The organism is Vibrio sp. Makdt, from assembly GCF_027587015.1.
Taxonomy (GTDB): domain Bacteria; phylum Pseudomonadota; class Gammaproteobacteria; order Enterobacterales; family Vibrionaceae; genus Vibrio; species Vibrio chagasii_B.
In genome coordinates this window covers 196,329-222,148 of record NZ_JAPPTH010000006.1, presented here as the reverse complement: position 1 = coordinate 222,148, position 25,820 = coordinate 196,329, and the positions used below count along the sequence as shown (strand labels likewise).

General features: G+C 43.2%; 19 protein-coding genes. 17 read left to right on the top strand and 2 right to left on the bottom strand.

Going from position 1 to position 25,820, the window contains the following annotated elements; translation table 11 throughout:
* Positions 1 to 90: 90 nt before the first annotated feature.
* From OH460_RS10165 to OH460_RS10150, 4 genes are all read left to right on the top strand, one after another.
* The gene (locus tag OH460_RS10165; protein WP_269996977.1) at positions 91 to 1,899 is read left to right on the top strand and encodes an AMP-dependent synthetase/ligase; all 1,809 of its coding nucleotides are present in this window, start codon (positions 91 to 93) and stop codon (positions 1,897 to 1,899) included.
* Positions 1,900 to 2,359: 460 nt separating this feature from the next.
* Positions 2,360 to 4,099, top strand: a complete 1,740-nt coding sequence (locus tag OH460_RS10160) for an acetolactate synthase 3 large subunit (protein ID WP_198778085.1) — start codon at positions 2,360 to 2,362, stop codon at positions 4,097 to 4,099.
* A gap of 1 nt (position 4,100) precedes the next feature.
* The gene (gene ilvN, locus OH460_RS10155; RefSeq protein ID WP_008219984.1) at positions 4,101 to 4,595 is read left to right on the top strand and encodes an acetolactate synthase small subunit; all 495 of its coding nucleotides are present in this window, start codon (positions 4,101 to 4,103) and stop codon (positions 4,593 to 4,595) included.
* 115 nt (positions 4,596 to 4,710) lie between these two features.
* Entirely contained in the window at positions 4,711 to 6,594 is a 1,884-nt protein-coding gene (locus OH460_RS10150; RefSeq protein WP_269996976.1) for a sensor domain-containing diguanylate cyclase, read from the top strand.
* Between the two features lie 604 nt (positions 6,595 to 7,198).
* Here the strand turns inward: OH460_RS10150 and OH460_RS10145 are convergent.
* Entirely contained in the window at positions 7,199 to 7,870 is a 672-nt protein-coding gene (locus OH460_RS10145) for a GntR family transcriptional regulator (RefSeq protein ID WP_081090364.1), read from the bottom strand.
* Positions 7,871 to 8,046: 176 nt separating this feature from the next.
* Positions 8,047 to 9,459 (bottom strand): pyruvate kinase PykF, encoded by a 1,413-nt coding sequence (pykF, locus tag OH460_RS10140; RefSeq protein ID WP_008219975.1) that lies wholly within the window; start codon positions 9,457 to 9,459, stop codon positions 8,047 to 8,049.
* A gap of 429 nt (positions 9,460 to 9,888) precedes the next feature.
* Between pykF and OH460_RS10135 the strand changes: the two genes are divergently transcribed.
* The 13 genes from OH460_RS10135 (at position 9,889) to OH460_RS10075 (ending at position 25,790) form a co-directional block, all read left to right on the top strand.
* Positions 9,889 to 10,659, top strand: coding sequence for a DeoR/GlpR family DNA-binding transcription regulator (locus tag OH460_RS10135; RefSeq protein WP_171730874.1), 771 nt, complete (start codon positions 9,889 to 9,891; stop codon positions 10,657 to 10,659).
* A 107-nt stretch (positions 10,660 to 10,766) separates the two neighbouring features.
* Complete coding sequence (gene glmS / locus OH460_RS10130; protein WP_269996975.1) at positions 10,767 to 12,599, top strand: glutamine--fructose-6-phosphate transaminase (isomerizing); 1,833 nt, start codon at positions 10,767 to 10,769, stop codon at positions 12,597 to 12,599.
* Positions 12,600 to 12,738: 139 nt separating this feature from the next.
* Positions 12,739 to 13,569: a TnsA endonuclease N-terminal domain-containing protein gene (locus OH460_RS10125; RefSeq protein ID WP_237304593.1), complete on the top strand. Its 831-nt coding sequence runs from the start codon at positions 12,739 to 12,741 to the stop codon at positions 13,567 to 13,569.
* Positions 13,556 to 15,640 carry a transposase gene (locus OH460_RS10120; RefSeq protein WP_237304592.1) on the top strand — a complete coding sequence of 695 codons (2,085 nt, stop codon included), beginning with the start codon at positions 13,556 to 13,558 and terminating at the stop codon, positions 15,638 to 15,640. The genes OH460_RS10125 and OH460_RS10120 overlap by 14 nt, the downstream gene beginning before the upstream one ends.
* A complete protein-coding gene (locus OH460_RS10115) occupies positions 15,640 to 17,298 on the top strand; it encodes an AAA family ATPase (protein WP_248368452.1) in 1,659 nt (552 codons plus the stop codon). Before OH460_RS10120 ends, OH460_RS10115 begins: the two co-directional genes overlap by 1 nt.
* A gap of 2 nt (positions 17,299 to 17,300) precedes the next feature.
* A complete protein-coding gene (locus OH460_RS10110) occupies positions 17,301 to 18,818 on the top strand; it encodes a TnsD family Tn7-like transposition protein (RefSeq protein ID WP_239032805.1) in 1,518 nt (505 codons plus the stop codon).
* Positions 18,819 to 18,828: 10 nt separating this feature from the next.
* Positions 18,829 to 20,457, top strand: a complete 1,629-nt coding sequence (locus tag OH460_RS10105; protein WP_237304590.1) for a Tn7-like element transposition protein TnsE — start codon at positions 18,829 to 18,831, stop codon at positions 20,455 to 20,457.
* A 388-nt stretch (positions 20,458 to 20,845) separates the two neighbouring features.
* Complete coding sequence (locus OH460_RS10100) at positions 20,846 to 21,280, top strand: MerR family transcriptional regulator (RefSeq protein WP_237304589.1); 435 nt, start codon at positions 20,846 to 20,848, stop codon at positions 21,278 to 21,280.
* 1 nt (position 21,281) lies between these two features.
* Complete coding sequence (locus OH460_RS10095) at positions 21,282 to 24,002, top strand: heavy metal translocating P-type ATPase (protein ID WP_077461582.1); 2,721 nt, start codon at positions 21,282 to 21,284, stop codon at positions 24,000 to 24,002.
* Between the two features lie 180 nt (positions 24,003 to 24,182).
* Positions 24,183 to 24,470 carry a hypothetical protein gene (locus OH460_RS10090; RefSeq protein WP_074373098.1) on the top strand — a complete coding sequence of 96 codons (288 nt, stop codon included), beginning with the start codon at positions 24,183 to 24,185 and terminating at the stop codon, positions 24,468 to 24,470.
* 19 nt (positions 24,471 to 24,489) lie between these two features.
* Positions 24,490 to 24,732, top strand: coding sequence for a hypothetical protein (locus OH460_RS10085; RefSeq protein ID WP_237304588.1), 243 nt, complete (start codon positions 24,490 to 24,492; stop codon positions 24,730 to 24,732).
* A 283-nt stretch (positions 24,733 to 25,015) separates the two neighbouring features.
* Entirely contained in the window at positions 25,016 to 25,396 is a 381-nt protein-coding gene (locus OH460_RS10080; RefSeq protein WP_237304587.1) for a DUF3316 domain-containing protein, read from the top strand.
* Between the two features lie 52 nt (positions 25,397 to 25,448).
* Positions 25,449 to 25,790, top strand: a complete 342-nt coding sequence (locus OH460_RS10075; protein ID WP_237304586.1) for a P-II family nitrogen regulator — start codon at positions 25,449 to 25,451, stop codon at positions 25,788 to 25,790.
* The last annotated feature ends 30 nt before the right edge of the window (positions 25,791 to 25,820 follow it).

Sequence of the window (25,820 nt, the reverse complement as noted above, 5' to 3'; positions counted from 1 at the left end):
AACTTTGAGCTTCATCAGTTGCCTTTTCCATGATCAGAGGTACACTTGTGCGCTCAAAAAAGCTTACAGGTGTAAGCCAAAGGTAAAGAGATGGCCAATTTAGATTTTCATATCGTAAAAAGACTTCGTGACCAAATTGCCCAAGGCGGCAACCGTACAGCTTTGAAGCACAAAGTAGATAATGTATGGCAAGGTATTAGCTGGCAGCAGTTTGGACAACAAATCGATACGCTTTCATTAGCACTATTGGCTCAGGGACTGAGAGTTCAAGATAAGATCGGTATCTATTCAAACAATATGCCTCAATGGACCGTGGCAGATTTTGCATCTTTACAAGCTCGTCTTGTGACTGTGCCGATTTATCCAACCAACACAGCAGCGCAGTCGTCTTACATCATCCAAAATGCGGATGTGAAGATCTTATTTGTTGGTGAGCAAGTCCAATTTGACGCGGCCGTGAGCCTATTTGAAGAGTGCGAACAGCTAGAAGTGGTTGTCGCGATGTCTGATGATATCGATCTTCAAGGCCATAGCTTTGCGGTATCTTGGGCTGATTTCATGGCGCGCGGTGTTGAGGCTCAGCAAGCTGAACTTGATACTCGTCTTGCAGATGCAAGCATGGACGACTTACTGACTCTTATCTATACCTCTGGTACTACTGGCCAACCGAAAGGCGTAATGCTTGATTACACCAATATTGGCTATCAATTAGAAGGCCACGATGAGCGCTTGAGCTTAAGCAAAAACGATGTCTCATTGTGTTTCTTACCTCTATCTCACGTATTTGAGCGTGCGTGGACTTTCTACGTGCTCTACAAAGGCGCAACCAACTGTTACCTGCAAGATACTATGCAGGTGCGTGACGCGCTGAGCGACGTGAAGCCGACCGTGATGTGTGCGGTTCCACGTTTCTACGAGAAAATCTTCTCAGCGATTCACGAGAAGGTTTCGAAAGCGCCGTTTATCCGTAAGGTTCTATTTACTTGGGCGGTAAACATGGGGGCGAAGCTGTCGGTTTGTCACCAAGAAGGTCGCACACCATCACTGATGCTGAAGAAGAGCCATGCGTTAGCCGATAAGCTTGTGTTATCTAAGCTGCGAGCACTGTTAGGCGGTAACATCAACTTTATGCCATGTGGTGGCGCGAAGCTGGATGAAACCATTGGTCGTTTCTTCCATGCTATCGGCATTAACGTGAAACTTGGCTACGGTATGACAGAAACCACCGCAACCGTTTCGTGCTGGGATGACCGCTGTTTTAATCCTGACTCGATTGGTATGGCTATGCCGGGCGCGGAAGTAAAAATTGGTGCGCAGAATGAGATTCTTGTTCGCGGCCCAATGGTAATGCGTGGTTACTACAAAATGCCAGAAGAGACAGCGAAAACGTTCGACGAGCATGGTTTCTTGAAAACCGGAGATGCGGGTCATTTTGATGAAAATGGTAACCTGTTTATTACCGACCGTATCAAAGAGCTGATGAAAACCTCAGGTGGCAAGTACATTGCACCGCAAGTAGTAGAGGGCGCGATCGGTAAAGACCACTTCATCGAACAGATTGCCGTTATTGCTGATACGCGTAAATTCGTTTCTGCACTGATTGTTCCGTGTTACGACTCTCTTGAAGAGTACGCTAAAGAATTGAATATCAAGTACCACGACCGCGTTGAATTGATTAAGCACCATCAGATCGTTGAGATGCTTGAGAAGCGTGTGAATGACTTGCAGCAAGAATTGGCTAAGTTTGAACAAGTGAAGAAGTTCAAGCTATTACCAAAAGCATTTTCGATGGATGATGGCGAACTGACGCCAACTCAGAAATTGCGTCGTAAAGTTATCAACGATAAGTATCAAGACGAAATCGAAGAAATGTACACTGAAAAGTCGAAAGATAAGTAGTTTTCTACTGAGATAAATTTTCAGTTGTTTAAAAATCCCCCTACGAATGTGATTGCATTTTTAGGGGGATTTTTTATGCCTCAAGGCTTGGAATAATGTGCGAAGACGCACACAGGAAAGCGCTTCATTTATCGATAATTAGTCATTTATATAAATATTAAGTGCTTTTTTTGTCTTTGTTTGTAGTGTTTGTAACTGGTTATTCAACTCTGCTTAGGTTTTTTTTGATGCTTTAAGCTGATAGTTGGTTTTTTGGCATAATTGTCGACTAACAGGTGTTAGACCGGATGATAATAAAGCGTTAAAGTTGTTTCGTATTACTGTTTGTTGTTATCACGACAGACAGCCATAGCCGAAAAAGTGGAAGTATTTCGAATTAGGCTACGAATAAGCCCTAGACTATGAAAAACCAGCCCAACATGTTCACCAAATGTGCTTGGAAACTGGTGAGGAGAGCAATATGACAACAAAACCTGAAACAGCAATGTTATCCGGCGCTGAGATGGTGGTGCAGTCTCTTATTGAAGAGGGTGTAGAACAAATCTTTGGTTACCCAGGTGGTTCTGTACTTGATATCTATGATGCGCTGCATGCGAAAACAGACGAAATTAAACACGTATTAGTACGACACGAGCAAGCCGCTACCCATATGGCAGATGGCTACACTCGTTCTACCGGTAAACCGGGCGTAGTACTGGTATGTTCGGGTCCTGGCGCAACCAATACCGTAACGGGTATCGCAACGGCGTACATGGATTCGATTCCAATGATCGTTATCTCAGGTAACGTACCAAACAATCTCATTGGTAATGATGCCTTCCAAGAGTGTGATATCGTGGGTGTATCTCGCCCGATCGTTAAACACAGCTTCTTAGTTAAGAAAGCTGAAGATATCCCTGAAGTGCTAAAAAAAGCATTCTATATTTCAACGACAGGACGTCCTGGTCCTGTGGTTATCGACTTGCCAAAAGATGTATTAAATCCGCAAATTAAGCTTCCTTATCAATACCCAGAAACGATCAAGATGCGTTCGTACAACCCAACGGTTACGGGTCATAAAGGTCAGATTAAGAAGGCACTAAAGGCACTTCTTGAAGCGAAAAAGCCAGTACTTTATGTCGGTGGCGGTGCGGTTATCTCTGAGGCCGATCAACAGCTGATCAAATTGGCTGAAGCATTGAATTTACCTGTAGTAAGCACTTTAATGGGGCTTGGTGCCTTCCCGGGCACGCACAAGAACTCTCTAGGCATGCTTGGCATGCATGGTTTATACGAAGCCAATATGGCGATGCACAACGCCGATCTTATTTTTGGTGTCGGTGTACGTTTTGATGATCGTACAACCAACAACCTTGATAAGTACTGCCCGAACGCGAAGATCATGCATATTGATATCGACCCATCGTCGATCTCTAAGAACGTGAAAGTGGATCTACCAATCGTAGGTTCTGCGGAAAAAGTACTAGAGAGCATGGTTAATCTACTGGTTGAGCAAGGCGGCACCAATGATGCTGAAGCTCTGGAAAGCTGGTGGAGTGAAATCAAGCAGTGGCAAGATCGCAACTGCTTAGCGTATGAAAAGTCTTCTGAGTGCATTAAGCCGCAGCAAGTTATTGAAGCTCTGCACAAAGTAACCAATGGTGATGCTTACGTTGCTTCTGACGTTGGCCAACACCAAATGTTCGCAGCGTTATATTACCCATTTAATAAACCGCGCCGTTGGATTAACTCTGGTGGTCTAGGCACTATGGGCTTTGGTCTACCTGCTGGCATGGGCGTTAAGTTTGCTAAACCAGATGAAGAAGTTGTAGTGGTAACCGGTGACGGCAGTATTCAAATGAATATCCAAGAGTTGTCTACGGCGCTGCAATACAATATCCCAGTTAAGATTATTAACCTAAACAACCGTTTCTTAGGAATGGTTAAACAGTGGCAAGACATTGTTTATCAAGGTCGCCACTCTAACTCATATATGGACTCTGTTCCTGATTTTGCTGCTATCGCAGAGGCTTATGGCCACGTAGGTATGCGCATTTCATCTCCAGATGAACTGGAATCAGGTTTGGAAAAAGCACTGGCGATGAAAGACCGTTTGGTATTTGTCGATATCAGTGTGGATGACACCGAGCACGTATACCCAATGCAGATTAAGGGCGAGGGTATGGATAACATGTGGCTAAGCAAAACGGAGAGAACATAATATGAGACACATTATTTCACTACTAATGGAAAACCAACCGGGTGCGCTTTCTCGTGTGGTTGGTTTGTTTTCTCAACGTGGCTACAACATTGAGTCGTTGAACGTATCGCCAACCGATGATCCAACGCTTTCTCGTTTGAACGTGACGACCAACTCGAGCGAAATGCAGCTTGAACAGATTCAAAAGCAACTGCACAAGCTGATCGATGTACTAAAAGTGCAAGAGGTGTCTGAGCTTGAACACATCGAGCGTGAGCTCTTGATGGTTAAAGTTCGTGCGAGCGGTTTTGCTCGTGCAGAAGTGAAACGTACAGCGGATATCTTCCGTGGTCAGATCGTTGATGTGACGGCTTCTCAATATACAGTACAAATGGCGGGTACGAGTGAAAAGCTGGATGCTTTCATTCAAGCGTTGTCTGAAGTGACTGAAGTACTTGAAGTGGCACGCAGTGGCGTTGTGGGCATCGCCCGTGGCGAACGCGCGCTGAAAGCTTAAACAACAAGCACTTAAAAAATAGTTTTATAGCCGCTTTTTTAAGCGGCTTTTATTTTGTTAATTTTATAGAGTGCTATAATCCTGCGCTTCACGCCTTCTTTTACTTGAGTTATCAATGAGAAATAGTAAATCGATAATTACATTGCTGATTATTTCGATAACACTGTCTGCTGCAGTGGGTCTTTACTATTTACAACGTTACCAAGAAGTAAAACAACAAAGTTTTGATTACTCTGCGAAACAAGCCCTTCATCAGCTGGTTTACGCAGAACGAGATTACAAGCTCTTAAAATCTCAGTTGGTTTCGGTGATGAAACTACTGAGTCATAGCCAAAGCCTTGTTAATTTCGCTTCCTCCCCCTCTGAACAAACCAAAAGCCTCCTCGAAGAGGTATGGCAGTCTGTGTTAGTGAACCAAAAATGGTATACACAGATTCATCTTATCGATATTGAGGGTAAAGAGCTGGTCCGAGTGAATTATTCCTCTGCCACGGGCGCTGTGACAATACCTCAGCAATTACAAGATAGGTCTGACTCTAGCTACTATCATTTTGCTAAGAGCTTAGAGCATGAAGATATTGGTGGTTGGGGAATTGAGCTTGAAACCGAACATGGTGAATTGGCATATCCTTATAAACCGGTGTTTAGAGTCTTCACGCCTGTTGAAACTCCGGAGAAGCGAGTCGGTTATTTGGTGATCAATCTGGATGTCTGGGGGTTGTCTTCACGTCTTAATTTCGCACCTGATTATGATTTTAGAGCGGAAGTCGTCAATGGTGAGGGTTATTACATTGCGAGTCCAAACAACAGTAAATTGTTTGGCGATTCTGTTCCTGAAAGGAAAGGCTTCAACCTAAAAAACATCGCACCTCAAACATGGGAAGCCCTCTCTCGACAACAAATGGGCACTGTGTTTGAAGATGGTAACCTGTTCGCGTTTAACACGGTTCAGCTAGCTAATAATCAAAAGATGCACCTTGTGATTCAATTGAATCAAAAACAACTGCTCGCTAGAGCTGAACGTGATCTAAATGATCTTGCCCATGAAGAGATAATAGTGCTTTTCACTGTGTTACTGTTCGCGTTCCCATTTGCTTATCTGGTGACGCATTATCGACGTCGTAGCTTAGAGAGTAAGTTAGCTCGCGCAGCGTTGAATGGTATGTCTGCCGTGATGATCACTGATAAGCTGCATCGTACTATGATGATCAACAACGAGTTTGAAAATATGACCGGTTACAGCGAAGCACAAGTTATCGGTCATAATGCGCTGCAACTTCTGTTGGAAAATACAGATCAGCAGCTCACCAGCGAATCCATCTGGCGACACTTAGACAACGAAGAAGTGTGGGAAGGGGAAGTGCTGTGTAAAAACAAACTGCGCATCCCTTTTACCGCTATTATGCGTGTCCATGCGGTCAAGAACAGTTCTGGGAAAGTGAGCTACTACATTACTTCGCTGGTGGATATATCAGTAAGGAAAGAGCTCGAAGTTCGTCTGCGTTTTCTAAGTGAGCGAGACGCTTTGAGTAACCTTTGGAACCGTCGAAAGTTTGAAGAGCAGTTAGCTTATTATTCTCGTTTGGTTGATCGTTACCCAAATGAGGCGACTACTTGTTTAGCTTTAGTCGATATCGATAACTTTAAGCGAATTAATGACGAGCTTGGTCATGATGAAGGCGATCGTGTGATTGCAAGAGTAGCTAAGCTTCTACAAGACAGCCTCCGTAGTACCGATTTTGTGGCGCGTGTTGGTGGGGAAGAGTTTGCACTGTTGATGCCGCACACCTCTTTATCAGAAGCGAAGCGTGTATTGGACCGGCTGCGAATCGAGATTGAGTTATCTGCGGGCACCAAGGTAACCGTCAGCGTCGGTTTCACTGATTTGACGAGTAACAGTACCCGTTCATACAAATGTGCGGACGTCGGCCTTTACGAATCGAAATCCTCTGGACGAAATACCGTCTCGATTTGTCCTAGCTATGCAGATGTCGCTTAGCTACAGGCTCTATTTACTCCTGAATATCCTCCCGCTATCCCATCGAGTACTCTTTATATAGCTTGCAACTCAGTAAGTGATGAAGTCGTTTCTTCTGTGTATATATGAGGAATCTCATTTTTGAGCGACCTATGTCACAAATTCTATACGGTTAGACTAAAGTCTAATGTTGGCGAAAATTTGAGCTAAAATGAACAATGAGTAAACTACCTTGCTTCAGATTACATCGTGTTAAGCGGTGTGATAAATAGAGTGTTTACCAGATATTAAAGGGATGACACCGTTAACTTAATTCAGCTGGTTAGCTAGCTTTTTCAATGAGTTGAAAAGCAGCAGTAGAATTAGGTTAGCTGGAGCAAGAGTTTGGGGATCATACAGTCTGGTTGAAAGAGGCGTGGTATGTTTGTCGATTTTTTAGTGAGATTAACCATAGGTACATTGGTCATTCTTGGTTTTAAGCTGAGTGCTTTGTATTTCTTACCTATGGTTTTACTGCTCAATACTCATCACAAAGAGTTTTTTGGGTGGTAACCAGCTTGATGCTGAAAAACAAAAAACGGAGCTGCTAGGCTCCGTTTTTATTTGTTCAAGATTTATCGCTGCATTAAGCCGCTTCGATAACCTCTTCAATTCGCTTCATTGAACCTAGTAGGTGTTGATCAAGCAGCTCTGTCGCTTGTTCTACGTTTTTTGACAGCACGAGTTTCATAATCATTTCGTGCTCATCAATATTGAACAGATCATCCGAGGCACTTTCCGCCGACATCGCTAGGAAGCGGTACCGCTTTACTTGATTGATCAAATCTTCAAAGAAGCTAAACATGTTCTCTGAGTCCGCACCTTCAAGTAGCGCAACGTGGAATTGTTGGTGACGTTCTTCCCATTCCACACAATCAAACTCTTCAGATACGTGCTGTACTCGCGAAAGCTTATGGTAAGAAGTCAGTACATCCAGTTCCCAAGTTTCATCCCCCGCAGAAATGGCTTTTTTCAGTAGAACTGAAGACACGACACGTAAGCTTTCATAAAGATCATTCAGCTCTTTCTTTGACACTGGCGATACCCAGCAGCCTTTTTGCGGCTCGAGCTTCACGTATTTGCTCCAAGATAACTGTACTAGGGCTTCACGAATCGGAGATGCGCCAACGTTGTATCTGTTCTTTAGATCAGCAACAACGAGCTTTTGGCCTGGGGCTAACTCACCATTAAGAATATCTTGGCGAATCATCTTTGATACTTTGTCAGTGAGAGTAGGACTAGACATTACAAACCTCATGTATATTTGATTTCTAGTCTGCTAATCCGTCTCTTAGAAAGAGTCCATTGGAAGTTAACAGTACGTAGTTCTATTGTGATTGATAATACAGCGTACTGAAAAGTTAGGCAAGATTTTGTTTCATAAAAAAAGAGGGCCGAAGCCCTCTTTTATATTTTATGCGAATCGGTTCATTCTTATAGAACGTGAACAGATGCCGTGTTTGTAGTGCCTGAAGCTACTAGAGCACCAGAAACCATTACAACGATGTCGCCTTTGCTGCCGAACTCAGCTTCAAGTGCGTATTCTTTACCCATTTTGTAGAAAGCATCAGTGCTGTCGATAGACTCAACAAGAACTGGACGAACACCTTTAGTAAGAACAAGCTGAGCAGCTGTCTTTTGGTTAGTTGTCAGTGCAATGATGTTTGCAGTTGGGAAGTACTTACGTACTGAACGTGCAGACTTGCCGCCTTCAGTAGCAACGATGATTAGAGGAGCAGCTAGCTTTTCTGCTGTGTCTACTGCGCCTTTACATACTGCTTCAGTGATGCGTAGACGTGGGCTGTCTAGACGAGAACCTAGCTCAGCTTTAAGAGCTGAATCAGTACGGTTCGCGATTTGAGCCATGATAGTAACAGCTTCAACTGGGTACTTACCTTTAGCCGTTTCGCCAGAAAGCATTACTGCGTCAGTACCATCCATGATTGCGTTCGCAACGTCACCCGCTTCTGCACGAGTTGGACGTGGGTTGTTGATCATAGAATCAAGCATTTGAGTTGCTGTGATAACCATCTTACGTGCACGGTTACACTTCTCGATCATCATTTTCTGAGCGAAGATTACTTCTTCAGCTGGGATTTCAACACCTAGGTCACCACGAGCAACCATGATACCGTCAGAAAGCTCAAGGATTTCGTCGAAGTTATCTACACCTTCTTGGTTCTCAATCTTAGAGATGATGTGGATATCGTTGCCGCCGTTTGCGTCTAGGATCTCACGGATCTCTTTAACGTCAGATGCTTTACGGATGAAAGATGCTGCTACGAAATCAACGCCTTGCTCACAACCAAACTTAAGGTCAGCTTTGTCTTTCTCAGAAAGAGCTGGAAGTTGAACAGAAACGCCAGGAAGGTTAACACCTTTGTTTTCGCCTAGTGCGCCGTTGTTAAGAACTTTACACTTAACTTCAGTTTCAGTAGTAGAGATAACTTCCATTTCGATTAGGCCGTCATCTACTAGGATTGTGTTACCAGCGTTTAGGTCAGCTGCGAAACCAGCGTAAGTTACCGCTACAGTCTCTTTGTTACCTACAACTGAAGTATCAGTTGTGAAAGTGAATTCTTGACCAGCTACTAGATCTACGTCGTTACCGCCTTCTAGCTTGATAGTACGGATCTCTGGGCCTTTAGTATCAAGAAGGATAGCAAGTTGCTTACCTACTTTGTCCATTACTTCGCGGAAGTTCGCAATACGAGTGCCGTGCTCTGCGAAATCACCGTGAGAGAAGTTAAGACGCATAACGTTCATGCCAGCATCTACTAGTTCAGTTAGCTTCTCTACAGATTCAGTTTTAGGGCCAATCGTACATACGATTTTGGTCTTTTTCATGGAAGGTACTCTCCGGTAAGTATTGTTACAATTTGAAATTTATTTAAGTTCTGAAGATTGGTCCGCTACATCAACATTTTGTGCCTGTTGAGTAAAATCGCGGGACTTCCAATATGTCCTTCAGAGTTGTAAGTCTTTCATCAATTTTAGTCATTTTATGACCAAAAGATTTTGATTCAACATCGGGTTTCTGTGACTTACACCAATATATCAGGTGAAAGTTGCAAAAAAATAACGGTCAGTTTTGTAATTTTTTTTCTTTTCGGGTGCGGATTCTACCACCTAATCAATTCAATATCACTGCTTAACAATTGTCTTAGGACAAGGTTTTATCGCTATTTATTAATTTTTTGGATCGAAATAAATGGACTAAATAGTTTCGTTGTAACTATAATATCTTTCATATCGAAACTTACTGGTCTTTTTTAAATGTCGAAACGAAACACTCAGCTCAGAAGACATGCAATTTCTAACCTAGTGAACGAAAAAGGGGAGGTTAGTGTTGATGAATTGTCCGCTAAGTTCGAAACCTCAGAGGTCACTATTAGAAAGGACTTAGCGTCTTTAGAGAAAAACGGTCAGCTTTTACGCCGTTATGGTGGTGCGATTTCGCTACCGAAAGAGGTTGTGAACGAGGAATTGGGTCAAAAAGTTTCGACTCGAAAGGTTTCGTTAGCGAAAGCAGCTGCAGATTTAATTCGCGACCATAATCGAATCGTGATCGACAGCGGCAGCACAACAGGTGCCCTAATTCAGCAACTAAACAGTAAGCGTGGTTTGGTTGTCATGACCAACTCGTTGCACGTGGCTAACGCGCTCAATGAGCTGGAAAGTGAACCAACGCTACTCATGACCGGCGGCACTTGGGATACCCATTCGGATTCTTTTCAAGGCCAAGTCGCAGAGTCAGTGTTGCGTGCGTACGATTTTGACCAACTATTTATCGGGGCTGATGGTATCGACCTCGACAGAGGCACAACCACGTTCAACGAACTGGTTGGCTTAAGTAAAGTGATGGCTGAAGTGTCACGAGAAGTGATCGTGATGGTTGAGTCAGAAAAAGTGGGACGAAAGATCCCTAATCTAGAGTTGGCGTGGGATCACATCGACATCTTAATTACAGATACAGACTTGAGCAAAGAATCTCAGGCAAGTATTGAATCACATGATGTTCGAGTGATCTTAACGGATCCAGCTTAACAACTTATTTTAACTATTATGCATTTAACTTCCTATAATTGATCTTAATAAAGACATGGCCTTTGCTTGCTGCCAATAGGAATAAACGAAATTGATGGAGTCAAACTATGTGTGGAATTGTTGGTGCAGTAGCACAGCGTGATGTAGCCGAGATTTTAGTAGAAGGCCTTCGCCGCCTAGAATACCGTGGCTACGACTCAGCGGGTGTCGCTGTGGTTGATACCGAATCAAATCTAACTCGCGTACGTCGCCTAGGTAAAGTACAAGAGCTAGCAGACGCGGTAGAAGAGCAACAAGTGATTGGTGGTACAGGTATCGCTCACACTCGTTGGGCAACACACGGCGAGCCGTCTGAAGCAAACGCGCACCCACACATGTCTGGTGACATTGCGGTAGTGCATAATGGCATTATCGAAAACCATGAAGCACTGCGTGCAATGCTGCAAGAGCGTGGCTACGTATTTTCTTCTCAAACGGATACTGAAGTTATCGCTCATCTAGTGGAGTGGGAACTTCGCACTTCAGCTTCTTTGGTTGAAGCACTGCAGAAAACAGCAAAACAGTTGGACGGCGCCTACGGTACCGTTGTGGTTGATCGTAAAGATCCTAGCCGTATTGTTGTGGCTCGCTCTGGTAGCCCTATCGTTATCGGTTTTGGTGTGGGTGAAAACTTCCTAGCATCAGACCAACTTGCACTACTGAGCGTAACTCGCCGCTTCATGTACCTAGAAGAAGGTGATGTTGCTGAAGTAACTCGTCGTGATGTGACCGTATTTGACGTTGCAGGTGAGCGTGTTGAGCGTGAAATCGTTGAATCAAATGCAGAGCATGATGCAGGTGACAAAGGTAAGTACCGTCATTTCATGCAGAAAGAGATCTTCGAACAGCCAACGGCGCTGATCAACACAATGGAAGGCCGCATCTCAGATACTTCTGTTATCACTAACGCGATTGGTGTTAAAGCCGAAGAGATCCTAAGTAAGGTTGAACACGTGCAGATCATCGCATGTGGTACGTCTTATAACTCTGGTATGGCTGCTCGTTACTGGTTTGAGTCTCTAGCTGGCGTAAGCTGTGACGTAGAGATCGCATCTGAGTTCCGTTACCGTGACTTCGTTGTTCGTCCAAACAGCCTGCTTGTTACTCTGTCTCAATCTGGTGAGACGGCAGATACACTAGCAGCACTTCGCCTTGCGAAAGAGAAAGGCTACATGTCAGCGATGACAATCTGTAACGTTGCGGGTTCTTCGCTGGTTCGTGAATCTGACTTCGCATTCATGACTCGCGCAGGCACCGAGATCGGTGTAGCTTCAACTAAGGCTTTCACAACTCAACTAGCAGCAATGCTGATGATGGTGACTTCAATTGGTCGTCTACAAGGCCGTATCAATGAAGAAAAAGAAGCAGAAATCGTGCAAGCGCTACACCAACTGCCAACTGACATTGAGAAAGCACTGGCGTTTGATAAAGAGATCGAAGCACTAGCGACAGACTTCGCAGACAAGCATCACACGCTTTTCTTAGGTCGTGGCGAATACTACCCAATCGCAATGGAAGCGTCCCTAAAACTGAAAGAGATCTCTTACATTCACGCTGAAGCATACGCGGCAGGTGAGCTAAAGCACGGCCCTCTAGCTCTGATTGATGCCGATATGCCTGTAGTGGTTATTGCACCAAGCAACGACCTACTAGAGAAACTGAAATCAAACGTTGAGGAAGTACGTGCACGTGGTGGTCTACTTTATGTATTCGCAGACCAAGATGCAGGCTTTGCAAGCGATGAAAACATGAAGATCATCAAGATGCCTCACGTGAGTGAAGTCACTGCACCTATCTACTACACAGTTCCAATGCAGCTACTGTCTTACCACGTAGCACTAATCAAAGGTACTGACGTTGACCAACCTCGTAACCTAGCGAAAGCGGTAACGGTAGAGTAAGTTAACTTAAACCCTTAAATATACGTGTCGGTAGACATTAAAGTTTGAAACTGTGACATTAAAGTTTGAAACTGTAACACTAAAGTTGAAAACTTTTTAAACCCGGTTAAACTGATTAAAAGTTAACCGGGTTTTTGTTATGGCAAAATCAAAGTACGTTTTAACTGAAAAACAAATCATCAAGCGGATAAATGAAGGCCGAGGTGCAGGAAGGCTTTCCAACTATAAGCCGTGGCTGTATGTTACTGAGGTTCCTTCAGAAGGCCGATCTCAGAGAGTCTACTCTCACCTAACTGGCCGAATTCATCATGTACTATCGGATCTTGAGTTCGCAGTCTTTCTACTTCTAGACCATAACCCTGCCGTAACAGACATTCGTGAGCAGTTTCCACTCAACAGGGATGACACTCTTAATATTTCCAAGGAAGGTCAGCTTTGGCACCCTTCGCAAGGAGGGATAAACCTTGTCATGTCCTCAGATTTTTTGATTAACACAGCTTCTAAAACCCAGCCTAAGTTTGCTATTCAAGCAAAGTACTCCAAAGATTTAAAAGACCCAAGAACCATTGAAAAGCTTGAAATAGAACGCCGTTATTGGCAGCTCAAAAAAATCCCCTGGTTCCTAGTGACAGATAAAGAGATAGACAAAACAGTCGTATCGAATATTGAGTGGCTATACGGGGTTAAGGGATACTTTGATGAAGTAATAACGGATGAGCTATCGCTTACTTTTGGGCATATCGGTGCTTATTTTGTTCAACACCCAGAAAGAAAAGTCGTTGAACTGTGTAAAGAGTATGACATGGCATACCAGCAAGATCTTGGTCAGTCACTTTATGATATTCGTTTAATGTGTGCAGCAAGGCTTATTACGTTCGATATTCGTTTACCATTTTATAGTTTGAAAGCTAAAGAAATTGCGTTTAGAAGCGGATCTTTGTTCGGGGGGCATCGTAATGTGGCCAGTTAACGAAACTCTAGCGTTTAACGGTAAGGCGTACCGCGTGCTTTTTACTGAGACAAGTTACTTCTATTGGATCGCTATTGATGAGGATAAAGGTTTACCTGAAAGAGTCTATTTTGATGAATGCCGCAACTGGGTCGATGAAGGGCGTATAGAAAAAATTCCTGACCCTTATTCATATCTTCAAGGAGAATCTTGGAGCAAAGAGTCAAATGTATATCAGGAAAGGCACAACGACTTTGATTTGATTAAGCCTATCGTAGATGGCGAAGGAGCGTTTGACAAAAGAGTTCGAGCAAAAAGGTTTAGTCATGCGGTTGCCAGTTCAAATAAAACAAAATCGACCATCTATCGTTTAGTTCGGAGATATTGGCAGCGTGGACAAATAAAAAATGCTCTAATACCAGATTACAAAAACTCAGGCGCTGCCGGAAAGAGAAGAAACTTCACAACAAATAAAGCTGGTAAGTCTAGGGTTTACGGCGTCGGTGATGGCAAACAAGTCACTGAAGAAATCAGAAAACAGTTCCGAATTATTTGTGATAAATATTTGATGAATGATAAAGGGAACTCCGTTGCTTATGCACATAGGAAGTTTTCAAAAGCATATAAATTAAAGAACCCAGATGCTGAAGAGCATGAAATTCCAACACTCCGCCAATTTAGATATTTCTACAAAACCGAGTATAGCAAGGTCACAAAGCTTACCGTTCAAACACCTCAAGGCAATTACAATAAAGATGTTAGGCCACTACATGGAACTGCAACCGAGCAAGCTTTAGGCCCAGGTAGTCGATATGAGATTGATGCCACCATTGCAGATATTTACTTAGTAGATGATGACGATGCAGACAAGGTTATCGGTCGGCCGACGATTTATATGGTCATTGATGTTTTTAGTCGAATGGTTGCTGGTTTTTATATTGGTTTCGATAATCCATCTTTCCCCGTTGCAATGAAAGCCCTGATATGCAGCTTTAGCAGCAAAGTAGAAACCTGCGCAAAATATGGTATCGATATTTCAGAAGAACAGTGGCCATGCATAGGTATTCCTGATGTATTGCTAGCTGATCGCGGTGAATTGATGAGCCACCAAGCAAATTATTTGGTTGATGCTATTGGTGTTCGACTTGAAAGTGCTCCACCTCGAAGAGGCGATGCTAAAGGCATTGTCGAGAGATCATTTGGCACATTACAGGCTAAGTTCAAGCCCTATATGCCAGGTGTCGTAACTGGTAACAAGGTTAAGAAGCACGGTGAAAAAGATTATAGAGTTGAAGCTGCTGTGGCGAGATCTGACTTTGTTGAGATATTGCTCTATTCAATACTTGCTCACAACTTAAATAAACCTTTAGAAAAGTACGATCGTGCTCCTGATATGCCAGAAAACCTTCCCTCGATCCCAATTGAACTTTGGAAGTGGGGGCTTCAACATCGTACTGGACGTATACGAGCCATTGATACGGATCTTGCAAAGGTACTGCTGTTACCGCGTCAAAAAGTCACTGTATCCGAGTTAGGCATAAAGTTATGGGGATTAACCTACACAGGAAAAGAAATTATTCAGATAGGATGGATGCACCGCTCTTCGGAAGTATCTAGACCTAAAAAACTATTTGCAGCTTATGAGCTTGGTTCTGCTAATCACATATATCTTTTTCCTGAAGAAGGAAAAAATACATTTTGGGTTTGTGATCTTTCTAGTCGAAGTAGAGAGTTCCGTGATCTAACTTGGTATCAAGTATGGGAACGTCAAGCGGCTCAAAAACAGAGTTTGGCTGAGGCTAACTATCAATTTGCACCAGTAGAACGGGATTTTGATGATCTTCTTGAAAAGAAACTGAAGAAGGCTAAAAAGAATCGTAAAACCAGTACATTGAGCAACGCGCAAAAGATAAATGAAATTAAAGACAATAAACGGAATGCGCGAGAGAAAGAGAGAAAGGAATTAGCAATACAGCCCGCTAGGGCAAAACAAGAAGAAGTCGCGCTGGTGATACCTATAAAGGGAGAGGAGGAAAGTTATCAACTGCCTGACTTCATACCGGAGCTATTTGATGATGAGGATGATAACTGATGAAAAAATGCCAAGATCATCGTGTAGTTGCCGTCTATCAAAGTGCAACACTCTCAGCTTATCGAGATAACCCGCTGATAGAAGCACTACCACCGATAAATAGTTTCCTGGTCGATTCGATTGCTCTAAAGGGCTCGTTAAGGTGCACCGCAGAAGATATTCATCGAAATGGCATTGAAAGAGCGCATAGTATCTGTCGTGTTATTGATGATTTTTTCCAGCCCCTCAGTCAGCACATACAGTTACATGAACGACTTTCATTGATGATACGGCGTGGCTATGTTGGAAGAAATCCCGAAACAGGTGATTGGGCAAGACATATACAAAATGGTTACGAGCGTGTTTTATCTGGTGATTTGAAGGCGATAAAGTTCACGGAAGTTTGTTCTACAGCCCAAAGCATGACATTGATTGGATGTAGCGGCAATGGCAAAACAACAGCGATCAAGCAGCTTTTGTCGTTATATCCTCAAGTTATTTACCACCCTGACAGAAATCTTGAGCAAGTCGTTTATCTAAAAATTGACTGCTCCCATGATGGATCACTTAAAGAGCTGTGCTTGAACTTTTTTCGTGCGATGGATAGAGCATTAGGAACATCCAACTACGAAAGACAATACTCGATGAGCAAAAGGCCCAGTATTGAAACACTTTTGGCTGCAATGGCCCAAGTTGCAAATACTCACGCAGTAGGTGTTCTTATTATTGATGAAATACAGCATCTTAGCCGTTCTCGCTCTGGTGGATCTGAGAAAATGCTCAATTTTTTTGTGACATTAGTAAATACCATTGGTCTTCCTGTTATTTTGGTCGGAACACCACGAGCTCGCGAGATATTTGAAGCTGATATGAGATCTGCAAGGCGAGGCTCTGGTCTTGGTGCGATTTTTTGGGATCCAATGGAAGAAGGAAGAGAGTGGAAAGCGCTCACGGATAAGTTATGGACTCTTCAATGGCTACAAAAACGTGATGAGGTGCTGTCGGATGACATTCGTTCTCTATGGTATGACCTGAGCCAAGGTGTTCTAGATATTGTGGTTAAGCTATATGTCTTGTGTCAGTTGAGAGCAATCGCGACAAAAGTAGAAAGGATTACGCCTAAATTAATGCAACAGGTTTACGAGGATGAATTAAAACCTGTCCATCCAATGCTAGCAGCCCTGCGTTCTGGTGACGTTGAAGAAATGATTAAATTTTCAGATCTTAAACTAAGCAACACTGATAAAAGGTTGCTTGAGCTGCAAAAACAGGTAGCCACAACTGCTCAGCAGACACCAGAGGAGTTTGCATATCAACAGCTTAGAACCGATGAAGAGCGGCGAGTGTATATGGCCCTAAAAGATGAGTTTGACTCAACGCTTTTAGCTCCTGTAATACGACAGCTATTTGATCAATATCCTGATTTGACATGGATAAGCTTACTGCCACTGGTACATGAACATCTCACTAATCCTGAACAGTTACAATCTAAAAAAGAGGCTAAGCCAAGTAAGGGCAAGAGGGCATCATCAATCAAACAGACTCAGTGGCATACGCTTGATAGTGAGGACTTGAGATTTGTTCACTCTCAATCTGGTTCTGATAAAGAAGTGTACACAGCAATGTCAAAGTCTGGTTTGATTTTAGACATTCAGTCATTGCTAGAAAAGGCGGTTTAATATTGCGCTGCTTCCCTGTCCCATACCCAGATGAATTAATCTATAGCTTGGTGGCTAGAGCTGGAATTCGCAGTGCGATAACAAGTTCTAAACAGCTACTAGATGAAGTGTTTGGTGACAGAAGAGTGATTGCGACAATTGACCTGCCTAGTCATTTGTCATCGATATCAGAGCTGCTAATCAACACGGGACGATTTGATATTCAAGAGCTTATTTATGAGCATACAATGTTCCCGATTTACGCTCCTTTTGTTGATGAAAGCATTAGGATTAGAGCGATGGAGCGAATGGAACATTGCGCTAAGGGCTCTGTTCATCTAATGCTGGGAGCCCCAGCTTCTATTGTAAAAACATCGGATAACTTTCGTGTTTGCCCAGCTTGTGTCGCGGAGCAAAAGCAAAAATATGGAGAAAGTTATTGGTCTAGGTTGTGGTTTTTACCATCCTTACCTTATTGCCCTGAGCACGGCCTTCTGAATAAATCGACAACCTCTTACCATGATAGTCGGCACACGTACCATGCATGTGGCCGAATACAATGTCAGCCCTTTTTATGTAACCACCAGAATATAACAGCGCAGCGGTTTGCTTACTTAGCGAGCAAAGCTAAAGAGGTAATGTGTTTACCAGCCCAAGGCTCCCCGACTCAGCATCAATGGAGCCTTTTCTACAATCATCTAGCACACGACTTTGGGTGTGGAAAAGGCCCTAAACAGATTGCTCACGATAAGATTGCGGACTTAGTTGTAAGCAAGATCGTTACCCCTGAGCTAACCATCAACTCTGATAGAGATACTAACTGGCTTCGCACGTTATTTCGCCGTCATCGTAAAGCTTTTAGCTATCTACAGCACTTAACGGTTTGGTGTGCTTTTATTCCTGAAATGTCGGCTAGTGAGATCATAAAAGAAGTAAAATCAAAAGATAAAGTGACGGTATCGATCCCGAAGGACAATGCTCAGCTTGTGCCAAATCCAAGTGAAGAAAAACGTGAGCTGTGGCGTCATTTAATAGGTAACGCCCCGGTTAAGAGAGCACGCAAACTTCCTGGTGGTGGTGCACTGTATGCTTGGCTATACCGAAATGATAGAGATTGGCTATTAGCTTTCAATCGAGTCCATCAATCCCAATCGCATGTAAGGCAGAAAAAAGTAGATTGGAGAGCAAGAGACCGATCACTAACTAAGCAGTTTATTAGGATTGTAGAACGATTAGATACTGTTGTTGATGGTCCTCGAAGAAGCAAAAATTTCTTACTTAAGCAGCTAGATGATTACGGTTCGGTGAGCAAAAAACTGAACTTATTACCCTTGCTATCTTTTGCTTTGAATCGGTATCAAGAAAGCGTCTTTGAGTTTCAAGCTCGTCGGCTAGTCATAGCTGTAATCGCAAAATCAAAAACAGGTTTAGGAATGAGTTGCTGGCAATTGATGCGTTCAGCAAGCCTTCCTAAAGAAAGAATAGTGCCAATCGTCGACGACTTACTTGGCTGGGTAGCCACGGGATCAAATCTAAAATAAGGATGGACTGATGGGAGCGAGGTTTTACAAGTGTGATGATGATGTGCGTGTAGTTCATACTGGTAAGATATTGGTGCGGGAAAGTGATAAGTCTTACCGGCCTTTAATTGAGGTTTGGTGCTATCCCCCACAGCAGAAAAATAATTTTCATGCGACTGCATTTTCTAACGTTCCTGCTTTGTATCGAGGAAAAATAATTAATCAAAGAGGGTTATCAGAAAGTTACGCTAAACGAGGGCGTCATAAATTTAGAAGTAATGAGCTCCTTCGACACAGTAACTTGAGTGAGTTCCCCGACTCAGAGTCAGCAGAGTCTTTGAGAAAGAAAGAGTCAGCGCAACATGCATTTGTATTAGACCGAGGCGCTGCCCCTAAACTGATTATTCCTCAGCTAGAGTTGGCAAGGGTCCTATTTTATGCCAGCTCTTACTTATCGCGAGCGTCATTAATGTCTTCTCGTTTGCTCACCGACTTCAAAGTCGAAGTCAACACCAAGGAGGATTATACCAATATCGAAGTGTTGCAAACATCAAACTTCCCTCCTTCCGCATTCAATGATTCTGCAACAAGAGCAATGTTGAGCTGGTTACTTATTGATAGCAATGCAAAGCGTTCATTTGAATCGATTTTTAGATACTTTAACGTCGAGAAGGACCGAGATGTATCTATGGGGTATAAGCGCTGGCTATTTCACTTCGACCCCCCTCAAATGTCTGGGTGGTCTTTCTCGTATGAAGGCCGGCTTGATGCAAGTGGCCGCTACTTTCTGGTTGAAAAGATCACGGATATTGGAATTAATGCTCAAATGCCGTCTAGGGTCTATTTCCATAATCCTTCTTTTACGCATCCAGATGAAGGCCAAGAGTCAACCACTGGTGGAAAATGCCCTGAACCATACGAGCGGCCAGAAGAGCATATTATCGATGATGAGCGTGAGGCTTCCGATGCTAACCATGCATTCTTACTAGGTGAAAATACTTGCTCAGTAAGGTTTAAAAATCGTTTTTCAACGTCGAAAGCAACAACGCCTAAAAGAAGTCATCGGCCAGATAGAAGCAAAGATGCAGCTAAGAAAGCTGGTGATATGGTCAGTACCAATGAACCTGGCAGTAATGGTGAGATACCTTCGGCAGACATGGGTGGAGGTATGCAAGATTGCACTGATAGATCAGAGGAGTATGCCTCTCGTTTTACGGCCTTTAACATGATGGTGCAAATGCTAGAGGAAAAATACGCCTGCACAATCATTGACTCGTACACTCATGAGCTAGATCAGGTTGGACGTAGTAAATGCCACTTGATTGACTCTGATGCAAAGAGAACGATTCGTTGCGTTGTCGTGGAGCGAAATAGTCATGTGAATTACTTGCTCGAAGTTGATGTAACGGGCCTGAATAAATGGCTCTCAACCAAATGCGTTAGGCAGAACGATACTCGTAACTGGAAAAATCAGTTTTCTAGAATCAAAAAAGGCGTGGTGACAAAATCTCTTGGATGGCCAACACAAGAAATGGATGCCATGTTTGGCTTCAAAAAGCACATTGGCATTTCTCACCCTAAATCAGTAGAGGGGCACCCTACAGGTATTCCAACTGAATCTATCTTAGACTGGGCCGGGAGGGTTGCTGAGAAACTCTAGTGTTTTTAGCTATGTGGCAAGCGATTCGTGGCACTATCTGAATTCGAAGTGCCTCCAAATGATTTAGAGTTAATGTCCATTACATTGTTTTTAATTAGCTTCCAATTTATCCCTCACCAATAATATTCCTCTTAAATTTTTTCTCAATATGCTTGACCTATGTCTAACACATAGGTTTTAAGCTACAACTAATACACATTGGTAACGAATTGGAGATAGTTATGAGTTGTTGTAACAAAGCCCCAAACGGTGGGAGCAGTGACCCTAAGTTGTTACTTAAACTGTTTATTGGGTTGTTTGTGATTATATTTTTAGTCGCATTTATTTTTGGCTAGCAACATAAAACGAATAAAGTTTCATGTGCGTTAAACCTTCAGAGGCATGGATTATGTTGACAACTGAAATTGCGAGAGCAGCAGGTGTGACTGCTGAAACAGTCAGGTTTTACACTAGAAAAGGCCTTCTTTATGCAGAGCGAGATCCCAACAATGGCTACAAGATGTACCAGCAAAGTGCCGTTAATCGCCTGAAGTTCATTTCTCATGCGCGATCTATTGGTTTTAGCCTTAGCCAGATTCAAGAAATCATTGATTACTCCGAGCAAGAGCTGACTCCTTGCCCAGCTGTGAGGCAAATGCTGACTGATAAAATCGTAGAAACCAAGCAAAAGATCGAAGAGCAACAACGCCATTTAGCCATGATGGAAGCAACTTACGCAGAGTGGAATGAAAAACCGGATATGGAGCCCAACGGCAACGCATTATGTTGCTTAATCGAGGACTGGTCTGAGAAGCACCATCAAGTATTACCCGAGGAAAACTAACATGAACACAACACAGTATTCTCTAGCACTTTCCGGCATTAACTGTGGCCGATGTGTCGCTAAAATTGTAGATGGGTTACGTGAAAGAGACCCTGATGTATCTTTCACTATTAATGATACGAAAAACAGAGCAGAGCTCATAACCACGTTGCTGCCAGAAAGCGCGATAGAAGTCCTTGCAAAGTTAGGTTATGCGGCTTCAATACCTACGCAACAAGAGTACCGTACATCAGTATCTAATGTTACTTGCCAACACTGTGTGGGTAAAATCACTCAAGCGATAGGTGCATTGGATGGTGCTGCTCAAGTGGTTGTTGATTTAGAAAATCAAACATTGGTTGTGAATAGCAGTTTGAACGGCAATGACATTGAAAGCGTATTAGTCGAACTGGGTTATAGCGATATGACTGATGACACGCAACCACAAACTACGGATGTAATTAAATCGAACAAAGTGAAAACAACACAGGCGTTGGATGTCAGTATCGAGCTGTCATTAATCGGTGTCACTTGCGCAAGTTGTGTTAACACGATTGAAGGTGCTCTTATATCGGTGTCAGGTGTCGACTCTGTTGACGTGAACTTTGCGAATCGAACGGCGACCGTGGTTTCAAGTCAGCCTGCCAGCGTACTAATTGAGGCGATACAAGGCGCAGGATATGACGCAGAAGAAATTGTCGATCAGGCGTTAGCAAATGACCTCAAAGAAGAGCGTGAATCTGAGGAGTATCGCTTTAAAGTAAAACAAAGCGTTATTGGTCTTGGTCTCGGAGTACCGTTGATGGTGTACGGTCTGTTCGGCGGACCAATGAATGTCAATACGCAATCTGAGCAGTTACTATGGTTGGCCTTAGGTTTAGTGACATTTTTCATTTTAGTCCGTGCGGGCAAGCACTTTTTTACTGGAGCTTGGAAGGCCTTTCTGAACCGTAATGCGAACATGGACACATTAATAGCGCTGGGAACGGGTACCGCTTGGCTCTATTCAATGGTGGTCGTTGTCGGGCCGCAGTGGCTTCCGGAAAGTGCAAGGCACCTCTACTTTGAAGCTACAGCCATGATCATTGGTTTAATCAATTTAGGACAGGCGCTTGAGTTAAAGGCTCGAGGCAGAACTTCGCAGGCTATCAAGCGTTTGCTTGATTTGAGAGTCAAAACTGCCATGGTGATTCGTGACGGCAAGGAGATGTCTTTATCGATTGAACAAGTTATCACAGGCGACTTGATTCGGGTTAGAGCCGGTGAAAAAGTCCCGGTTGATGGTGTGATTACAGAGGGCGAGACAACGATTGATGAGTCTATGCTCACTGGAGAGCCAATTCCTGTTGTTAAACAAGTGGGCAGCTCAGTGTCTGCCGGGACGATTAATGACCACGGAAGTTTCGTTTTTGAGGCGCAGAAAGTGGGCAGTGATACCGTTCTTGCTCAGATCATCAGCATGGTGTCGAACGCGCAAAACTCAAAGCCACCAATCAGCCATCTAGCCGATAAAGTGTCTTCAGTGTTTGTACCAACCGTGATGATTCTATCGATTCTGACAGCGCTGGTTTGGTATAACTTTGGCCCTCAACCTTCCTTAGTCTATATGATAGTGGCAGCTACCTCGGTGTTGATCATCGCATGCCCTTGTGCACTTGGTCTAGCAACGCCGATTTCTACTATGATCGGTGTCGGTAAGGCAGCCGAGTTTGGCGGGCTAATCCGAAATGGAGAAGCGTTACAAAGAGCCAGTGAGTTGGATGTCGTCGTACTGGATAAAACCGGTACGATTACTCAAGGTAAACCTGAAGTAACAAATTTTGTCTCGTTGTCAGATGATTCAGAGTTTCTGCCTCTGGTCAATGCTTTGGAGAAAGGATCTAACCATCCGCTAGCTAAAGCGTTAATCGCATTTACTCAAAGTGAGGTGCGTGATGAAGCGCGCTTACCAGAAGTGTCAGATTTCGAGTCATTAACCGGACTTGGTGTTCAGGCTCAGTATGCGGGTCAACGCGTGTTGCTTGGCAATCGCAAGCTGATGAAACAGTTTAACGTCAATGTTGAATTGGTTACAGAGCATGCATTGCAGTGGGAGCAAGAAGCCACCACAGTGGTGTATTTTGCGATAGGCGCTCAAGTGCAAGCGCTGTTCGGTATCAGTGACCCGATTCGAGATGATGCTCGAAGTGCGATAAATCGTTTTCATCAGCAAGGCATTCATGTCGTGATGCTAACGGGGGATAACCACAATACAGCGAAGGCGGTGGCATCACTCGCGAATGTTGATGAATATCATGCGGAATTGATGCCTGAGGATAAGCTTGACTGGATTAAACAGTTGCAAGCGAAAGGGCATGTTGTCGGCATGGTCGGTGATGGTATCAATGATGCGCCAGCACTTGCTCAATCAGACGTTGGTTTTGCTATTGGCAGTGGTACGGATGTCGCGATTGAAAGTGCCGATATTACCTTGATGCGCAGCTCACTCCACGGTATCTCAGATGTGATTGGGATCAGTACTGCCACAATGAAAAACATTAAGCAGAACTTGTGGGGGGCGTTTATCTATAACAGCTTGGGTATTCCTGTGGCAGCAGGGCTTCTGTTTCCGTTCACGGGTTGGCTATTAAGTCCGATCATCGCTGGGGCTGCGATGTCACTGTCCTCTGTTACTGTTGTAACCAATGCTAATCGCTTGCGCTTTTATACACCAGCTTCAGCCTCTACAACCAATGAGGAGTAATACTATGTTAGTCAATATATTAGGTCTTACAGCAATCGTGTTTATAGTCTGGTGGTTTTGGGGTAAGAAAAACGGCTAAGGTGACAAAATTGTCATGAACCCCTCCCCACTCCTGATCTAAGCGTTGCGATAAACTGAGTCTCAGTTAAACGAGTTAAAGTTATTTTGGAGAGCAAGAGAATGAAAAGCAAAAAATCAGATTGTCACAAGAATGGTCATCATAAAGGTCATGGATGGATGATGGTTCTATGCGCGTTATTAATGGTGGGTATTCCATTATTTATTCTCTCTTCTAGCCAAGAGATATTTAGTTGGGCATACCTTAGTAGTGCGATTGTTCCATTAATCATCTGTTTAGCTATGCATGGTTTAATGATGAAGATGATGATGCCAAGTGAAAAGAAAGACTCCGAAGCCAACGAGCAATCGGTGGAAAAAATTGAAAACAATCAACAGTTCAAAGCATAAGTAAGGGTTAGGTGATGTTATGAAAAAGTTATATGTATCAGTGTTATTTAGTGGTCTAGTTGCGATGCCGGTGTTAGCAACAAGTTCCATCGATGATCAGCATCGACATCACAATGTCGCGCAAAATGAGAAAGTGCATGTTAAGCAATCTCACGCGGATAAGATGAAGGATCACGATAGGATGATGGAACACATGCAAATGATGCAAAGCATGAACATGGAAGACATGCCAGAAGAGTGCAAAAAAATGATGAGTAGCTGAACCAATGAAATACTCGTAATCAGAAAAAGAGATCCCCTTTACTTTTTCTAGTAAAAAAGAGCCGCCTCAGCTAACTGGGCGGCTCTTTATCGTTTATTGCCACAGGATTCATCGCAATTACAACAAGGCTGCTTATAGGGTTGCTTGATTTTGTTGTGGTGAAAAGTTTTTTGATTACCTACCACCTAAATCTCAATATGACAAAAATGTCATATTTGAGTGCCGGAAATCGTCACAATAATTTAGCTAAACTGAGTTCATCAAAACAGAAAAGGAAAAGTAAATGAACTTATTAAACAAAATGCTATTAACTAGCTCTATTTTGCTGACTAGCGCCGCTGCAATTGCTCAGCCGTTGTATACCGGTGGCAATTACATTAGTCGAGTAGATCATAAAACGGTATCTACTGATGCAGTGGGCTCTAAACAAGAAGCATACACGTTAGGGGCAGAAAAACTGTTAGAGTTTGAGGGTATGAGCGGGCGAGACTTAAATGCAGCTCTAGTCCTTATAAGAAGTTATGGTATTGGTCGAGATAAGACTCACCTAGAAGATGGAGGGTATGTAACTGTTCAAGAAAGATTGAATACTCAAGGTCAGCTAGAATATGTAGCGAAAGTACATCTTTATGTCCATTATAAAGAACGAGATGGCAACAACTAAACTCAGCAGAGCCCTTAGAACCTTAACTTGTTCTAAGGGCTAAGGAGCAGCTATGATTGATAAAGTTTCGGTAATATTTCAGGAACAAAAGCTTGAAGATATAGAATCGGTCCTCGCAGAGGAAGGAGTGCGAAGCTTCACGATTTATCAAGTACAAGGGCGTGGAAGTCATGCGAACCTAATTGATACCCATGCTTTAAACACACATTACCAACTCGATATTTTCATTGGTCATAACCATACTCAGAACTTGGTCGGTACTTTACTGGATACTTTATGTGTGTCACAAGAAGGGAATGGAATGACATCTATTATAGAAAACGTGTTGTTATTTGATAATAATACGAAAAATCAAATTTCTAATCCATCATATAATCACAAGCTCGATGTATAACATCCAAGGAAATCAAGGCATTTTTCTTAT

What these genes read in the sequence shown, in the direction of transcription:
- OH460_RS10165 (WP_269996977.1), top strand. Translation starts at nt 91, where the DNA reads ATGGCCAATTTAGATTTTCATATCGTAAAAAGACTTCGTGACCAAATT.
- OH460_RS10160 (WP_198778085.1), top strand. Translation starts at nt 2,360, where the DNA reads ATGACAACAAAACCTGAAACAGCAATGTTATCCGGCGCTGAGATGGTG.
- ilvN (WP_008219984.1), top strand. Translation starts at nt 4,101, where the DNA reads ATGAGACACATTATTTCACTACTAATGGAAAACCAACCGGGTGCGCTT.
- OH460_RS10150 (WP_269996976.1), top strand. Translation starts at nt 4,711, where the DNA reads ATGAGAAATAGTAAATCGATAATTACATTGCTGATTATTTCGATAACA.
- OH460_RS10145 (WP_081090364.1), bottom strand. Translation starts at nt 7,870, where the DNA reads ATGAGGTTTGTAATGTCTAGTCCTACTCTCACTGACAAAGTATCAAAG.
- pykF (WP_008219975.1), bottom strand. Translation starts at nt 9,459, where the DNA reads ATGAAAAAGACCAAAATCGTATGTACGATTGGCCCTAAAACTGAATCT.
- OH460_RS10135 (WP_171730874.1), top strand. Translation starts at nt 9,889, where the DNA reads ATGTCGAAACGAAACACTCAGCTCAGAAGACATGCAATTTCTAACCTA.
- glmS (WP_269996975.1), top strand. Translation starts at nt 10,767, where the DNA reads ATGTGTGGAATTGTTGGTGCAGTAGCACAGCGTGATGTAGCCGAGATT.
- OH460_RS10125 (WP_237304593.1), top strand. Translation starts at nt 12,739, where the DNA reads ATGGCAAAATCAAAGTACGTTTTAACTGAAAAACAAATCATCAAGCGG.
- OH460_RS10120 (WP_237304592.1), top strand. Translation starts at nt 13,556, where the DNA reads ATGTGGCCAGTTAACGAAACTCTAGCGTTTAACGGTAAGGCGTACCGC.
- OH460_RS10115 (WP_248368452.1), top strand. Translation starts at nt 15,640, where the DNA reads ATGAAAAAATGCCAAGATCATCGTGTAGTTGCCGTCTATCAAAGTGCA.
- OH460_RS10105 (WP_237304590.1), top strand. Translation starts at nt 18,829, where the DNA reads ATGGGAGCGAGGTTTTACAAGTGTGATGATGATGTGCGTGTAGTTCAT.
- OH460_RS10100 (WP_237304589.1), top strand. Translation starts at nt 20,846, where the DNA reads ATGTTGACAACTGAAATTGCGAGAGCAGCAGGTGTGACTGCTGAAACA.
- OH460_RS10095 (WP_077461582.1), top strand. Translation starts at nt 21,282, where the DNA reads ATGAACACAACACAGTATTCTCTAGCACTTTCCGGCATTAACTGTGGC.
- OH460_RS10090 (WP_074373098.1), top strand. Translation starts at nt 24,183, where the DNA reads ATGAAAAGCAAAAAATCAGATTGTCACAAGAATGGTCATCATAAAGGT.
- OH460_RS10085 (WP_237304588.1), top strand. Translation starts at nt 24,490, where the DNA reads ATGAAAAAGTTATATGTATCAGTGTTATTTAGTGGTCTAGTTGCGATG.
- OH460_RS10080 (WP_237304587.1), top strand. Translation starts at nt 25,016, where the DNA reads ATGAACTTATTAAACAAAATGCTATTAACTAGCTCTATTTTGCTGACT.
- OH460_RS10075 (WP_237304586.1), top strand. Translation starts at nt 25,449, where the DNA reads ATGATTGATAAAGTTTCGGTAATATTTCAGGAACAAAAGCTTGAAGAT.